We start from the raw sequence: 14322 nt of genomic DNA on the forward strand, positions 1-14322 counted from the left end.
CATGTCTTCAACAACAGCCTCACCCACGCATAAGAAACCATCCCTCACCCAAGACGAACGCGTTGGCAAGAAAAGCACGCTGTCAATTCTCCTGGGACGTCCGGAGATCGGTGCCCTCGTGGGCGCCGTCGCCCTGTTCATCTTCTTCGCCATCGTTGCACCGGTCTTCTTGAGTCCCGCGTCCTTGGCCACCGTCCTCTACGGCGCTTCAACCATCGGCATTATGGCCGTTGGAGTGTCCTTGCTGATGATCGGTGGCGAGTTCGACCTGTCCACAGGTGTGGCAGTGATTTCCTCGGCACTCAGCGCGTCGTTGATCAGCTGGTACTTCGGGCTCAACGTCTGGGTCGGCATCGCCCTGGCTCTGGTCGTCTCACTGCTGATCGGGTTCATCAATGGAATCATCCTGATCAAGACCAAACTGCCATCCTTCATCGTGACGCTGGCCAGTTTCTTGATGCTCACGGGCCTGAATCTGGGCCTGACGCGCGCCATTGGCGGATCGGTGTCCTCGCCATCCATTGCAGACATGGAAGGATTCCAGAGCGCCAAGGCGGTTTTCGCCTCTTCGGTGAATATCGGTGGGATCGACGTCAAGATCACCGTGTTCATTTGGCTAGCCTTGGTGATCATCGCTTCGTGGGTCTTGCTGCAAACAAAGATTGGCAACTGGATCTTCGCCATTGGCGGGGACGAGAAAGCCGCCCGCGCCGTCGGCGTCCCCGTGGTCCGCACCAAAATCGGGCTTTTCATGGCCGTCGGATTCTGTGGCTGGGTACTGGGCATGCACAACCTGTTCGCCTTCGACTCCGTGCAGTCAGGCGAAGGCATCGGCAATGAATTCCTCTACATCATTGCTGCGGTGATCGGCGGCTGCCTGCTCACTGGTGGTTACGGATCAGCCATTGGCGGGGCCATCGGGGCATTCATATTCGGCATGGCAAACAAGGGCATTGTGTACGCAGAGTGGAACCCGGACTGGTTCAAGTTCTTCCTGGGCTTGATGCTGCTGCTGGCCACGGTTGTGAACATCGTCGTGAAGAAGCGCGCGGAATCCAGTAAATAGGAAGCCAAGGACATGAACATGAAAACTCGAAAGAACAAGAAGGCCGAAGAGCTGCTGCAGAAGCTCGAACCCAAGACCAATGACAACCTGCTCACGCTCAAAGGTGTAGGCAAGCACTACGGAAGCATTATCGCGTTGCGCGGTGTTGACATGGAAGTCGATCCGGGAAGGGTCACCTGCGTACTGGGCGATAATGGTGCGGGCAAGTCCACGTTGATCAAGATCATCGCCGGTCTGCACCAGCATGATGAGGGCGAGTTCACGCTTCACGGGTCAGCCATCAAGCTCAAGAGCCCGCGAGTCGCCTTGGATGCTGGGATCGCCGCGGTATATCAGGATTTGGCGGTCGTCCCGCTGATGCCCATCTGGCGCAACTTCTTCCTTGGCTCGGAACTGACTACCGGCGTAGGTCCCTTCAAAAAGCTTGATGTGCAGCGGATGAAGCAGATCACCAAGCAGGAACTGGCCGATATGGGTATCGATCTGCGTGATGTGGAACAGCCCATCGGGCAGCTTTCCGGTGGCGAACGACAGTGCGTGGCCATCGCCAGAGCCGTGTATTTCGGTGCGAAGGTGCTGATCTTGGACGAGCCCACGGCTGCTCTGGGTGTTAAGCAGTCTGGTGTGGTGCTGCGCTACATTCTCCAGGCCAGGGACCGCGGGCTGGGGGTCATCTTCATTACGCATAACCCGCACCACGCCTATCCGGTCGGCGACTCATTCCTGCTGCTCAAGCGTGGCCGCGCTATTGGCTACTATTCCAAATCGGAAATTACCGTGGAAGAGTTGACCGCCCAGATGGCCGGCGGTGCTGAACTGGCCGAGCTGGCACATGAGCTGGAACAGCTCGGTGGCCACGACGAGGAGTTGGCCGAAGCCGAGGCAGGTGCTGGACCTCAGGTTGCTCGATAGTTGCGAGCCAATTTGCCAAGGTGGTGGCCACTTCGGTCTTGAAGTGGCCACCACCTTGTGCTCTTGCCGACGCCTTTTAATGCGTGCCTCGAGTACTTCTGGTTCTGTACAGGGGGACCGGGAAAGGCATATTTGACTAAATGTCTCAACCATTACGAGTCAAGAAACTGAAGATGCTGGAGTTGCGAGAATGAAGCATTGAACCAGATGAAACCTAGGTCTGATTCCTTCACGGAACATATATTCCTATCATAGAATATAAATTTCGATGCTCCAGTCGATCCGAGTTCAGAGAGGCTGCTCCGGCCCGCGGGTTAGTGTTTGCAATAATGACGGATGTGAATACATTCAAGCCTGAAGATGGCAACGCATCGGATCGACCGCCCTCGATGGCGGACGTGGCAGCCGTCGCCGGGGTCTCCCACCAAACCGTGTCGCGCGTATTGAATGATCACCCAAATGTCCGCGAAGGCACGCGAGTGCGAGTGCTGGAGGCCATCAAGGAGCTCGGTTATCGGCGCAATCTTGCCGCGCGCGCCCTGGCCACGGCGCAGACGCGCACCATCGGCATCCTGACCATCGGCAGCGAATTCTTTGGGCCGCAGTCCACCGTGCTCGCGGTGGAAGCCGCTGCTCGCGCACAGGGATATTTTGTCACCATGACCTCCATGGATAGTTATGACTTTGGCGGTGCGGTCACGGCCCTGAACCACCTCACCGACCAGAGCGTGGACGGCGTGGTGGTGGTCGCCCCGCATGACAAGGTCACCGCCGCGATTGACGACCTGAAGCTGAAAGTGCCGGTGGTGGTAGTAGCCGCACGGACCGATGTTCCGGCGGGGGATCCGGTGCACTACGTTTATGTCGATCAGCGCGACGGCGCCCGACAGGCGACGGAGCATTTGCTCTCCTTGGGGCACCGAAAGATCGTCCATGTTTCAGGCCCATCCGGTTGGTTTGATGCCACGGAGCGGAATATCGGTTGGCGTGAAGCCATGGCCGCAGCAGGCAATGACGCGGTGGAGTTCCCGGCGGAATCCTGGCTGGCCCCCAGCGGTTATGCCGCGGGGGTCAGCCTCGCGCCTCGGGTGAAGGCCGGGGAAATAACCGCCGTCTTTGCCTCCAACGACTATTTGGCCATCGGACTGCTGCGGGCATTCTGGGAGGCCGGCCTGAGCGTGCCGGAGGACGTATCGGTGGTTGGCTTTGATGACCTGCAGATCGCCGAGTTCTACATCCCGAAGCTCACCACGGTGCGCCAGCCCTTTGCCGACGTGGGTCGCGCCGCGCTAACCGAGTTGCTCGGTGGCGAACGAGGGCTGCAGGAGCCGCGCATGATCGCGCCCACCATGGTCGTCCGAGCCAGTACCGCCCCACCACCGCGAAACTGAGTTCAGCCCAATCGACAGGTAGCTAATCTTCGTCATGTGTTGCGCATCGCATTTTGTTAGCGCTAACATAATGTAAATGTTCCGACCGAACCCTGTGATCTCTTCTTCCGAAGAACAGCGGTGCGGCGACGCAACGATAGCCACCTGCCGTGCGGGTGCGAGGACGGAGAATCCATGACTGGCCAGCAAGCAGGTTTGTCCGCGCCCGAGGTGATTGGTTCGGGGCAGGCAGTTCTGGGGATCGAATTTGGTTCAACGAATATCAAGGCTAGTCTCATCGGTCCCAACCACGAGCAACTCGCCACCGGCAACCACGGGTGGGAAAACCAGTTCGTGGATCGACGCTGGACCTATTCCCGCGAAGCAATGATTGCGGGTCTGCAGAGCTGCTTTGCGGATCTGCTGGTTGATACCCAGCACCAATATGGAGTGCGCCCCACTGCCTTTGCGGCCATTGGCGTCTCGGCGATGATGCACGGCTACCTCGCCTTTGATAAATACGATGAACTGCTAGTTCCCTTCCGCACCTGGCGCAATACCTCGACCGAACAGGCCTCCAATCAGCTCAGCGAGGCCTTTGGCTACAACATCCCACTGCGTTGGTCGGTTGCGCACTACTATCAGGCGCTGCTGGATCACGAAGAACACGTAGGCGCGGTCTCAAGCTTGAATACCTTGGCCGGGTTCATCCATCATCAGCTCACCGGGCGCCGGGTGCTCGGTGCTGGTGACGCCTCGGGAATGTTCCCACTGGACAGCGCCGACCTCGGTTACGACAAGGCTTTTATAGAGACTTTTGACCGGTTGGCGAAGCCATTGGGAGTTGCAGGTTCGCTGGAGCAGCTCTTGCCGGAGGTCCTTGCCGCTGGAACCGAGGCCGGTAGCCTGACTGAGGCCGGAGCACTTTTGCTTGACCCCACCGGGCAGCTGCAGCCGGGAGCGATCTGCTGCCCGCCGGAAGGGGACGCAGGCACCGGAATGGTTGCTACCAACTCCGTAGCGCAACGCACCGCGAACGTCTCGGTGGGAACCTCCATCTTTGCGATGGTTGTCCTCGATGCCCCGTTGCGTGAAGTGCACCCCGAAATTGACATCGTCACCACTCCCACCGGAGATCCGGTGGCCATGGTGCACTGCAATAACGGTGCCAGTGAACTAGCCAGCTGGGCCGCGCTTTTCGGCCAGTTTGCCCAGGGGCTAGGACATGAAACCTCCACGGATCAGGTCTACCAGACGCTGCTTGCCGCGGCACTGGACGGTGCAGCGGACGGCGGTGGACTGCTCGCCTATAACTACCTGTCTGGAGAACCGGTGACCGGGCTGCCCGAGGGGCGCCCACTGCTGGTACGCACCCCGGATTCAACGTTTAACCTTGCGAATCTGATGCGCACTCAGGTGTATTCGGTATTCGCCACGCTGAGCTTGGGCATGGAAATCCTTGCCGGCGAGGGCGTGAAAATCCATAAGCTGTTCGCCCATGGCGGCATCTTCCGGACCGCGCAGGCAGCGCAGCGGCTCCTGGCGGCGGCGCTTAATGTCCCGGTATCGGTAGGCAGCACCGCGGAACATGGCGGTGCCTGGGGAATTGCGGTGTTGGCAGCCTACCGGCACCGGGTCGCGACGAACTCGGCGGCCAGCCTCGCGGAATATCTGGATTCGCAGGTTTTCGCGAACGCCAAATTGCAGGAACTGGCCCCGCAGCAGCAGGACGTGGCCGGATACGCACAATACCTGCGCGCCTATCAGGCCGGTCTGGACATCGAACGCGCGGCCATCACGGCCATCTAGAACACCTTCATCCCGGCACTTAGGAGAAACCGATGAGCCATGCTCAAACTTTAGCCAGCTACCCGAACGCCATGCGCCAAGAAGTTGCCCGAGTCCGTGAGGTCGTCGCGGCCCTGCACGGAGAACTGCCTCGTTATGAGCTGGTCGTCTGGACCGCCGGCAATGTCTCGCAGCGCGTGCGGAACCCTGAGGTGCCCGACGGCAGCGCGGACCTGTTCGTGATCAAACCCTCGGGGGTCTCCTATGATGAGCTGACGGCCGAATCCATGGTGGTCTGCACGCTGGACGGTGAGCTGTTGGAGGGTACGCGCGCTCCGTCTTCGGATACCGCGGCGCATGCCTACACCTACCAGCACATGCCCCACGTGGGGGGAGTGGTGCACACCCACTCGACCTACGCCACCGCCTGGGCCGCGCGCGGCGAGGAAATCCCCTGCGTGCTGACCATGATGGCCGACGAGTTCGGTGGGCCAATCCCGGTGGGCCCGTTCGCGATCATTGGAGATGATTCCATCGGCCGTGGCATCGTCCAAACTTTGCGTGAATCGCGCAGCCCGGCCGTGCTGATGCAAAACCATGGCCCCTTCACCATCGGCAATGATGCCCGTGCGGCGGTTAAGGCCGCGGTGATGTGCGAGGAAGTCGCCCGCACCGTCCATATTGCCCGCCAGCTCGGTGATCCACTGCCGATGCGAGGCGAAGATATTGACGCGCTCTACGCGCGCTACCAAAACGTTTACGGACAATAGCCGCTCGCTGGCGGCCAAAAACTTCAATCCGAAAGGACACCATGAGCAAGGCATATGAATCCAAGGAAATCTGGTTCTTCACCGGAAGCCAGGACCTGTATGGCGACGAAACCCTGCGACAGGTCGCCGAGCAATCGCGCGAGGTCGCCGAGGCTCTGGACGGATCCGAGCAGGTCCCGGCGAAGGTCATCTGGAAGCCGGTGCTCAAGGACGCGGAATCGATCCGCCGGGCCATGCTGGAGGCGAACTCGAATGACAACGTGCTGGGCGTAATCACCTGGATGCACACGTTCAGCCCGGCCAAGATGTGGATCTCCGGGTTGAAGGCACTGGCCAAGCCGTTGCTGCACCTGCACACCCAGGCGAATGTCGAGCTGCCGTGGGACACCATCGACTTCGACTTCATGAACCTGAACCAGGCCGCCCACGGCGACCGTGAATACGCCTATCTGGCCACCCGGATCGGGGCCACCCGCACTACCGTGGTCGGCCACGTTTCCAATCCGGCGGTTGCCGGACGCGTGGGCACCTGGGTTCGCGGTGCCGCCGGCTGGAATGCCACCCAGTCGATGAAGCTGGTCCGCTTCGGAGACAATATGCGCAACGTCGCGGTCACCGAAGGGGACAAAACCGAGGCCGAACTGCGCTTTGGCGTCTCGGTCAACACCTGGGCGGTCAACGACTTGGTCGAAGCCGTAGAAGCGGTTGCCGAAGGCGATGTGGATGAACTGGTGGCCGAATACGAGCGTGAATACGATGTCGCCGCGGAGTTGCGCGCCGGCGGAGTCCGCCACGAGTCGCTGCGCTACGCCGCACGCCAGGAATTGGCCATCGAGTCGTTCCTGCGCGCGCTGGGCGCTTGGGCTTTCACCACTAATTTCGAGGACCTCGGCGGGCTCAAGCAGCTGCCGGGCCTCGCGGTCCAGCGGCTGATGGGCAAGGGCTACGGCTTCGGCGCCGAAGGCGACTGGAAGACCGCGGTGCTGGTGCGTGCCGCGAAGGTGATGGGCGCCGGGCTGCCCGGTGGCGCTTCGCTGATGGAGGACTACACCTATGACCTGGCCCCGGGCAAGGAGCTGATCCTCGGCGCCCACATGCTCGAGGTCTGCCCGTCGCTGACCACCGACAAGCCGCGTATCGAAATCCATCCGCTGGGCATTGGGGGACGCGAGGACCCGGTGCGCATGGTGTTCAACGCCGCGGCTACCACCGGCGCCGTGGTGGTTTCGATGGCCGATATGCGCGAGCGTTTCCGCTTGACCGCAAACGTGGTTGACGTGGTGACCCCGCCGCAGGAACTGCCGAACCTTCCGGTGGCGCGTGCCGTGTGGCAGCCGCGACCTGACTTCTCCACCTCGGCGGAGTCCTGGCTGACCGCCGGCGGAGCCCACCATACGGTCATGTCCACGGCCGCCGGAATCGAGGCCTTCGAGGTGTTCGCCGAAATCGCCGGCACCGAGCTGCTGGTGATCGACGAGAGCACCACGCGCCGCGGCTTTGCCGAACAGGTGCGGCTGAACCAGGCGTACTACCGCTTGGCTCAAGGCCTGTAGGCGCACAGGGACCTTAGGTTGGCCAGCACCACCGGGTGCTGGCCAATGCCTATTAAGGCTTGGACGGAAGCGAGTTTGCCTCGGCTCGGTCTCCCCGGGTCGGTGAACCCAAGCAGTGGGCCAGAGTTTGCTCGATTTGTGCGAAGCGGAAGTGGTGCGCGGCATCCAGCAGCTTCTGCGGGACCACCTGTTGATCTGCCATGGCCAATAGCTTGGCGCCTTGGGTTCCCAGCAGCAGTTTCGGGGCGGCTGCAGGCACCGGAATGATGGCCGGGCGGCGCAGTGCCTTGGCCAAGGCGCTGGTGAATTCGGCGTTGCTGACCGGGTGAGGGGACACCGCGTTCACCGGGCCGCTCAGCTGCGTGTCCCACAAAGCCCGATGGTAGATATCAATGAGATCGTCGAGGCCAACCCAGGACAGGCGCTGTTCTCCCGTGCCCAAGCGGCCACCCAAGCCGGCGGCGAAGATCGGGCGCAGCACCGCGAGCATGCCACCCGAAGGGCTGAGCACCACGCCGGTGCGGATCTGCACCCGGCGCATGCTCGTCTCGCCTTGCCCGGTTGCTTGCTCCCAGCGTTGGACCACGCCGGATAAGAAGTCCGCGCCCCCTACTTCAGGAGGCGACTGCTCATCAATCGGGGCGGCTCCGGCCGAGGCACCGTAGATGCCGATGGCCGAGGCGCTGATGAATCGGGAGACGCCGGAGCGATCCGCCAGCTCAGCCAGAGCCCGGGTGGGTTCGATGCGGCTTGCCTCGATCGCCTGCCGGTGCGAGTCGCTGAACCTGCCGAAGATGCTTGTTCCGGCGAGGTGGATGACCGCGTCGCAATCGTCTAGCAGGTCGTGCTCCGGAGCCAGCGGATCCCAACGTCGTTCGTCCGTGGATTGCGGCGCGCGGCGCACCAGCTTGATGACTCGGTGCCCGCCGGTGGACAAGAAGGCGCATAACGCGGTGCCGACCATGCCATTGCTTCCGGTGACCGCGATGGTCAACGGTTCCAGTCCGGCCTCGGACGCCCGCTCATGGGCGGCGAAATCGGCGGCGAGCTGGCGGTGGCGGTAGTCCAGCATCCGTTCGATCTGCGTTGCGGGCAGATTGGAGCTGACGCGGTCGGTGACGGTGGTGTGCCCGGATCCCGCGGGCTCGGTGAGGTGTTCATGACGCCAATGAGCCACGCGCGTGGGGGCCGCCCGCACGCCGCGAGCCTGCAGCTCGTCGACGAACCGCCGATTCTCGAGGTAGTCGGAGGGCTTGTGCTGGGCGTACCAGCGCAGGCCGCCAGGCAGCCCCAGTGCCGCGGTTCCCCCACGCAAGGAGCCGGCTTCTTCGATGACCTTGAGCGGAAGCCAGGGCGGCAGCAGCCGGCGAATCGCGCCCGGCCGGGCAAACCAGGCGGATACCTCGTCCGGGGGTGCCGGAAGAACGCTGGACCTTTGTGTAGTCATGGCCCAATACTATGTCCGGGATCCCTGCCGCCACGCGCACTGCGCGTCGACGGGCTTGCAAAGGCCATTCTCGCAGGGCTAACTGCGAGGGCTGCCGTGACAAGCATGGCCGTAGTAGCTTTACCTTGTCGTTCCTTGGGTGTTCCGAGCCTGCCATTACACACGCTGAAGGCGCTTCGGCAAGCCCCTTGGCCGCACTGCACCCGGGGGCAGTTAGGCGGTCATTCGCTCATGATCCACGTCAACATGCTGGAACCTCTAGGCTGTCTTGTCCGCTTAATATCAAATTGTTATCATCTGGGGTGGCGCAACTCACGTTGTTAGCGCTAACATGGTGTGAGCCCGGTCGCACTGCCGGGATGAATCGGAATACGCAGGAGGAAAAGATGGCACGGAATAACTGGGCTCGTCGAGCGGTAGCCACGTTTGGATCCCTCGCGCTCGTCGGCGCACTGGCAGCATGTGGCGGCAGCGGTGCCGGCGGTGGCGCGGGTGCCGAAGGCGAAAGCACGGCCCCGGAGGACATCCAGGTAGGCGTCGCAATGCCAACCGAAACCTCCGAGCGTTGGATCGCCGACGGTGAGGCCGTGAAGTCGCAGCTTGAAGAAGCCGGCTACGAGGTCTTCATGCAGTTCGCCAACGATGACATCCCGACCCAGCAGCAGCAGATCGACCAGATGATCACCAAGGGTGCAGACATCCTCGTGGTCGCTTCGATCGATGGCACCGCACTGTCCAACCAGCTGCAGGCAGCAGCAGACCAGGACATTCCGATCATCTCCTATGACCGCCTGATCAATGGCACCGAGAACGTCGACTTCTACGTCACCTTCGACAACTACAACGTCGGCGTGCAGCAGGCCACCTCGCTGCTGACCGGTCTCGGCCTGGTCGACGAGCAGGGCGAAAAGACCGGCAAGAAGGGGCCGCTGAATATCGAGCTCTTCGCCGGATCCGTGGATGACAACAACGCCCACTTCTTCTGGAAGGGCGCCATGGAAACCCTCAAGCCATTTATGGATGACGGAACCCTCGTGGTGAAGTCCAAGCAGACCAAGATCGAACAGGCAGCTACCCTGCGTTGGTCCCAGGAAGAGGCCCAGAGCCGCATGGAGGACCTGATCACCGCGCACTACGCCGGTGGCAAGACCAAGATCGACGGCATCCTCTCGCCCTTCGACGGGATCTCCCGCGGCGTGCAGACCGCACTGACCAACGCCGGCTACGGCAAGTCCATCAAGGACGGCCTGCCGATCATCTCCGGACAGGATGCCGAAATCGCTTCGGTGAAATTGATCGACGACGGCGTGCAGTACGCGACCATCTTCAAGGACACCCGCAAGCTGGCCTCCCAGGCAGTATCCGCCGTGAAGTCCTACGCCGAAGGCACCGAGCCGGAAGCCAACGACACCGAATCCTATGACAACGGCAAGAAGGTTGTCCCTTCCTTCCTGCTGGACTCCGACATCGTGACCGCCGATAACATCGAGTCGCTGCTCGTTGATTCCGGATACTACACCGCCGAAGAGGTCAAGGCAGGACAGACCAAGTAGCAGCCGGTCTTCGCTGCGTCGGCGGGATCGCACCGCGCCCCGCCGACGCAGCAGCAGCGCTTCACGCAGTACACAGATCATGACAAGGACGGCTGCACTATGGACAGCACCATCCTGCAGATGCAGGACATCACCAAGACATTCCCCGGGGTCAAGGCCTTGGACGGAGTAAACCTTTCCGTCCAGCAGGGTGAAATCCACGCCATCTGCGGCGAAAACGGGGCCGGGAAATCCACCCTTATGAAGGTGCTTTCCGGCGTCTACCCCCATGGCAGCTATGACGGGAAAATCCTGTTCAACGGCCAGGAGCTGAAGGCCTCAAGCATCAAGGATTCCGAGGCCCAGGGCGTGGTGATCATCCACCAGGAATTGGCCCTCGTGCCCTATCTGTCGGTGGCCGAAAACCTCTTCCTAGGCAACGAGACCAAGCGCGGGGTATTCATCGACTGGAACGAAGCCAACCAGCGGGCAGCCAAGTTATTGGCCCGGGTGGGATTGGCCGAAACGCCGGTCACCCCGGTAGGCCAGCTCGGCGTCGGCAAGCAGCAGCTGGTGGAGATCGCCAAGGCGTTGAATAAGGACGTCAAGCTGCTCATCCTCGATGAGCCTACGGCCGCGCTAAATGATGATGACTCCGCACACCTGTTGAATCTGTTGCGTGAACTGCGCGAGCAGGGAATCACCTGCATCATCATCTCGCACAAACTCGGCGAGATCGAAGATATTGCCAACAACACCACGATCATCCGTGATGGGCAGACCGTGGAATCCCTGGATATGGCCGACCCCGCCTCGACGCAGAGCCGCATCATCCAGGGCATGGTGGGCCGCGAGCTGTCGGCACGCTACCCGGAACGCGAACCGGAGATCGGCCAGGTGGTCTTCGAGGTTCGCGACTGGACCGTACGCCACCCCACCCAGCACGATCGCATTGTCGTCGACAAGGCCTCGCTGGACGTGCGCGCCGGCGAAATCGTGGGCATCGCCGGGTTGATGGGCGCCGGACGCACGGAGCTGGCCATGAGCGTATTCGGCCACAGCTACGGCCGCGGGATCTCCGGCACCGTATTGATGGACGGGCGCAAGGTGGACACCTCCACCGTGGGCAAGGCCATCAAGGCGGGTATCGCCTACGTGTCCGAGGACCGCAAGAAGTTCGGCCTGAACCTCATCGAGGACATCCGGGTGAACACCACCGCCGCCGGGCTGGGAAAGATCTCCTCTGCCGGGTTCGTCAACGGCAATAAGGAAATCCAGATTGCCGAGCACTACCGCAAATCGATGCGGATCAAGGCACCGAGCGTACTGGCGAAAACCGGAAACCTCTCCGGCGGCAACCAGCAGAAGGTTGTCCTGGGCAAATGGCTGCATACCGCCCCCGAGCTGCTGATCCTGGATGAGCCGACCCGCGGAATCGACGTCGGCGCGAAATACGAGATCTACACGATCATCAATGAGCTGGCGGCCTCCGGCAAGGCGGTCCTGGTGATCTCCTCCGAACTGCCCGAATTGCTGGGTATCTGCGACCGCATCTACACCCTTGCCTACGGCCGGATGACCGGCCAACTCCCGCGAAGCGAAGCCACCCAGGAACGCCTCATGGAGCTTATGACCATCGAGAAGGAAAACGCCCGATGACACTGAAATCCGAGCTGAAAGACATTTTCACCAAGAATCTGCGCACCAGCGGCATCTATATCGCCTTCGTGCTCATCGTGGTGCTGTTTACCATCATGACCGACGGGTTGCTGCTCAGCCCGATCAACCTGACAAATATCATCCTGCAGTACTCCTACGTGCTGATCTTGGCCTTGGGCATGATCATGGTCATTGTCGCCGGGCATATCGACCTCTCGGTCGGCTCGCTCGTGGCGCTGACCGGCGCGGTCTCCGCGGTATTGGTCATCAAAACCGGGGCCCCGTGGTGGGTAGGCATTCTCGCCGCGGTAGCGGTGGGCGCGCTGTGCGGTGTGTGGCAGGGATTCTGGGTGGCTTATGTAGGCATTCCGGCTTTCATCGTCACCTTGGCCGGCATGCTGCTCTTCCGCGGGTTGACCTATGAGGTGCTGAACAACGTTTCACTTTCCCCCTTCCCTGGCGAATACCAGGAGGTGGCCGGTGGCTTCCTCAATGGCTTGCTCGGCGGCTACGGCTTCGACATGTTCACCGTGCTCATCGGTGTGGTCGCGGTGGCCGGTTTGGTTTGGTCCCAGTATTCCACCCGCCGTGGACGCGTGAAGTTCGGCCAGGATGTCGAGTCGATGGCCATGTTCATCGCGAAGAACGCGCTGGCCGCCATCGTGATCCTCTGGTTCTTCTGGCAGATCTCCATCAGCCGCGGCATGCCGATTGTGCTGATGATCCTGGGCGTGCTGGTGATCGGCTACCACGTGCTGACCACGCGGACCGTCTTTGGCCGCCACATCTACGCGATCGGTGGCAACCTCTCGGCCGCGCGCCTTTCCGGCGTGAACGTCAAGAAGGTCAACTTCTGGATCTTCGTGAATATGGGCATGCTCGCCGGTATCGCCGGTGCGGTGTTCTCCTCGCGTTCCAACGGGGCGCAGCCCGGCGCGGGCAATATGTTTGAGCTTGATGCAATTGCCGCCTGTTTCATCGGTGGCGCCTCGACCACCGGTGGTGTGGGCCGGGTGACCGGCGCGATTGTCGGTGGCCTGGTGATGGCGGTGCTCTCCAACGGCATGCAGCTGATGGGTGTTGGCGCTTCCACGCAGCAGATCGTCAAGGGCCTGGTGCTGCTGCTCGCGGTGGCCTTCGACATCTACAACAAGCGCCGCGCAGGTGCGGGCAACTAGCATTTGATTAGCGCCAGGGGCCCTCTCGCACGCAATTGCGGGAGGGCCTGTGCGTGCCCGATGGTTTCCCAGCACAGCAGAAGGATGACGAAATGGATCGCCAAGCAATGCCGCAGCAGGACACCGCCAACGGAACGGTGCTCACGCTGCGAGCCCACGGCTTCACCGCGCAGCTGGCCACGGTGGGCGCCACACTGGTGTCCCTGGACTACGGTGGCCGCCCGCTGGTGCGCGCCTTCGATCCGCATGGCGCGCGCCCGGTGTTCTCCGGCGCCATCCTGGCCCCCTGGCCCAACCGGGTGATCAACGGGGCCTACCACTGGGAAGGCCAGGAGCTGCAGTTGCCGATCACCGAGCCGGAGCGCGGCCACGCGCTGCACGGCCTGGTGGCCGATACCAGCTTCGAGATCACCGGGCGCCGCGGCAGCTCCGCCCAGTTGCGCACCGTGATCGCCCCGAACCCCGGCTACCCCTATGAGGTGCAGCTGGTGATCGACTACCGGCTGGAAGCCGGCGGGCTGCGCACCATCGCCACCGCCACCAACCTCGGGCAGGGCACCGCGCCCTTCGCCTGGGGTTCGCACGCCTACCTGGTCGCACCGGGCAAGAAGGCGGATGAATGGACTTTCACCCTGCCAGCCGGCAAGGTGCAGCTCACCGACGGCGCGCGCCTGCTGCCGCGGGAGGTGGTTCAGGTGGCTGGCACCGAGCTGGATTTCCGCACCCCGAAGCCGATCGGGGACCTCTTCATCGATCATGCCTACACTTCCCTGGCCGCCGACGCGGACGGCTCATTCAGCGCATCGATCACCGACACCAAGGGCCTCGGGTCGCAGATCACCTGGGACGAAGCCTGCCCGTGGGTCCAGATCCACACCGCAGACCGCGATGATCCGGCGCTTGACCGCACCGGGCTGGCCATCGAGCCGATGACCTGCCCGCCCGGCGGCTTCAACTCCGGCCAGGACGTCATCGCGCTGGCCCCGGGCGCCAGCCATGAAGCCAGCTGGCTGATTGGCCCGGTCCAGCCGCGATGAGCGGCAGGGA

11 protein-coding genes are annotated in these 14322 nt (G+C 62.1%); 10 read left to right on the plus strand and 1 reads right to left on the minus strand.

The genetic code is table 11. The annotated features are described in order from the left end of the window. The first annotated feature begins 1 nt into the window (after position 1). The 6 genes from CQ019_RS07485 (at position 2) to araA (ending at position 7459) form a co-directional block, all read left to right on the plus strand. Positions 2–1066 (plus strand): ABC transporter permease, encoded by a 1065-nt coding sequence (locus CQ019_RS07485; RefSeq protein WP_096282761.1) that lies wholly within the window; start codon positions 2–4, stop codon positions 1064–1066. 18 nt (positions 1067–1084) lie between these two features. Next, a complete protein-coding gene (locus CQ019_RS07490; RefSeq protein ID WP_096282994.1) occupies positions 1085–1978 on the plus strand; it encodes an ATP-binding cassette domain-containing protein in 894 nt (297 codons plus the stop codon). Positions 1979–2307: 329 nt separating this feature from the next. Further along, on the plus strand, positions 2308–3369 hold the full coding sequence (locus CQ019_RS07495) for a LacI family DNA-binding transcriptional regulator (protein WP_105553995.1): 1062 nt from the start codon (positions 2308–2310) through the stop codon (positions 3367–3369). Positions 3370–3543: 174 nt separating this feature from the next. Beyond that, a complete protein-coding gene (locus CQ019_RS07500) occupies positions 3544–5157 on the plus strand; it encodes an FGGY-family carbohydrate kinase (RefSeq protein ID WP_105553994.1) in 1614 nt (537 codons plus the stop codon). Between the two features lie 32 nt (positions 5158–5189). Further along, complete coding sequence (locus tag CQ019_RS07505) at positions 5190–5906, plus strand: L-ribulose-5-phosphate 4-epimerase (protein ID WP_105553993.1); 717 nt, start codon at positions 5190–5192, stop codon at positions 5904–5906. A 41-nt stretch (positions 5907–5947) separates the two neighbouring features. After that, complete coding sequence (gene araA / locus CQ019_RS07510; protein WP_105553992.1) at positions 5948–7459, plus strand: L-arabinose isomerase; 1512 nt, start codon at positions 5948–5950, stop codon at positions 7457–7459. 52 nt (positions 7460–7511) lie between these two features. On the opposite strand, the gene CQ019_RS07515 is transcribed toward araA, so the two are convergent. Next, positions 7512–8906 carry a TIGR01777 family oxidoreductase gene (locus CQ019_RS07515; protein WP_105553991.1) on the minus strand — a complete coding sequence of 465 codons (1395 nt, stop codon included), beginning with the start codon at positions 8904–8906 and terminating at the stop codon, positions 7512–7514. A 386-nt stretch (positions 8907–9292) separates the two neighbouring features. Between CQ019_RS07515 and chvE the strand changes: the two genes are divergently transcribed. The 4 genes from chvE (at position 9293) to CQ019_RS07535 (ending at position 14312) form a co-directional block, all read left to right on the plus strand. Continuing rightward, complete coding sequence (gene chvE, locus CQ019_RS07520; protein ID WP_105569358.1) at positions 9293–10459, plus strand: multiple monosaccharide ABC transporter substrate-binding protein; 1167 nt, start codon at positions 9293–9295, stop codon at positions 10457–10459. Between the two features lie 99 nt (positions 10460–10558). Then, the gene (mmsA, locus tag CQ019_RS07525) at positions 10559–12097 is read left to right on the plus strand and encodes a multiple monosaccharide ABC transporter ATP-binding protein (protein ID WP_105553989.1); all 1539 of its coding nucleotides are present in this window, start codon (positions 10559–10561) and stop codon (positions 12095–12097) included. Next, positions 12094–13275, plus strand: a complete 1182-nt coding sequence (gene mmsB / locus CQ019_RS07530) for a multiple monosaccharide ABC transporter permease (protein ID WP_105553988.1) — start codon at positions 12094–12096, stop codon at positions 13273–13275. Before mmsA ends, mmsB begins: the two co-directional genes overlap by 4 nt. A 92-nt stretch (positions 13276–13367) precedes the next feature. Further along, the gene (locus CQ019_RS07535; RefSeq protein ID WP_105553987.1) at positions 13368–14312 is read left to right on the plus strand and encodes an aldose 1-epimerase family protein; all 945 of its coding nucleotides are present in this window, start codon (positions 13368–13370) and stop codon (positions 14310–14312) included. Positions 14313–14322 lie beyond the last annotated feature (10 nt).

Source organism: Arthrobacter sp. MYb229, from assembly GCF_002975405.1.
Lineage (GTDB): Bacteria > Actinomycetota > Actinomycetes > Actinomycetales > Micrococcaceae > Glutamicibacter.

What these genes read in the sequence shown, in the direction of transcription:
- CQ019_RS07485 (WP_096282761.1), top strand. Translation starts at nt 2, where the DNA reads ATGTCTTCAACAACAGCCTCACCCACGCATAAGAAACCATCCCTCACC.
- CQ019_RS07490 (WP_096282994.1), top strand. Translation starts at nt 1,085, where the DNA reads ATGAAAACTCGAAAGAACAAGAAGGCCGAAGAGCTGCTGCAGAAGCTC.
- CQ019_RS07495 (WP_105553995.1), top strand. Translation starts at nt 2,308, where the DNA reads ATGACGGATGTGAATACATTCAAGCCTGAAGATGGCAACGCATCGGAT.
- CQ019_RS07500 (WP_105553994.1), top strand. Translation starts at nt 3,544, where the DNA reads ATGACTGGCCAGCAAGCAGGTTTGTCCGCGCCCGAGGTGATTGGTTCG.
- CQ019_RS07505 (WP_105553993.1), top strand. Translation starts at nt 5,190, where the DNA reads ATGAGCCATGCTCAAACTTTAGCCAGCTACCCGAACGCCATGCGCCAA.
- araA (WP_105553992.1), top strand. Translation starts at nt 5,948, where the DNA reads ATGAGCAAGGCATATGAATCCAAGGAAATCTGGTTCTTCACCGGAAGC.
- CQ019_RS07515 (WP_105553991.1), bottom strand. Translation starts at nt 8,906, where the DNA reads ATGACTACACAAAGGTCCAGCGTTCTTCCGGCACCCCCGGACGAGGTA.
- chvE (WP_105569358.1), top strand. Translation starts at nt 9,293, where the DNA reads ATGGCACGGAATAACTGGGCTCGTCGAGCGGTAGCCACGTTTGGATCC.
- mmsA (WP_105553989.1), top strand. Translation starts at nt 10,559, where the DNA reads ATGGACAGCACCATCCTGCAGATGCAGGACATCACCAAGACATTCCCC.
- mmsB (WP_105553988.1), top strand. Translation starts at nt 12,094, where the DNA reads ATGACACTGAAATCCGAGCTGAAAGACATTTTCACCAAGAATCTGCGC.
- CQ019_RS07535 (WP_105553987.1), top strand. Translation starts at nt 13,368, where the DNA reads ATGGATCGCCAAGCAATGCCGCAGCAGGACACCGCCAACGGAACGGTG.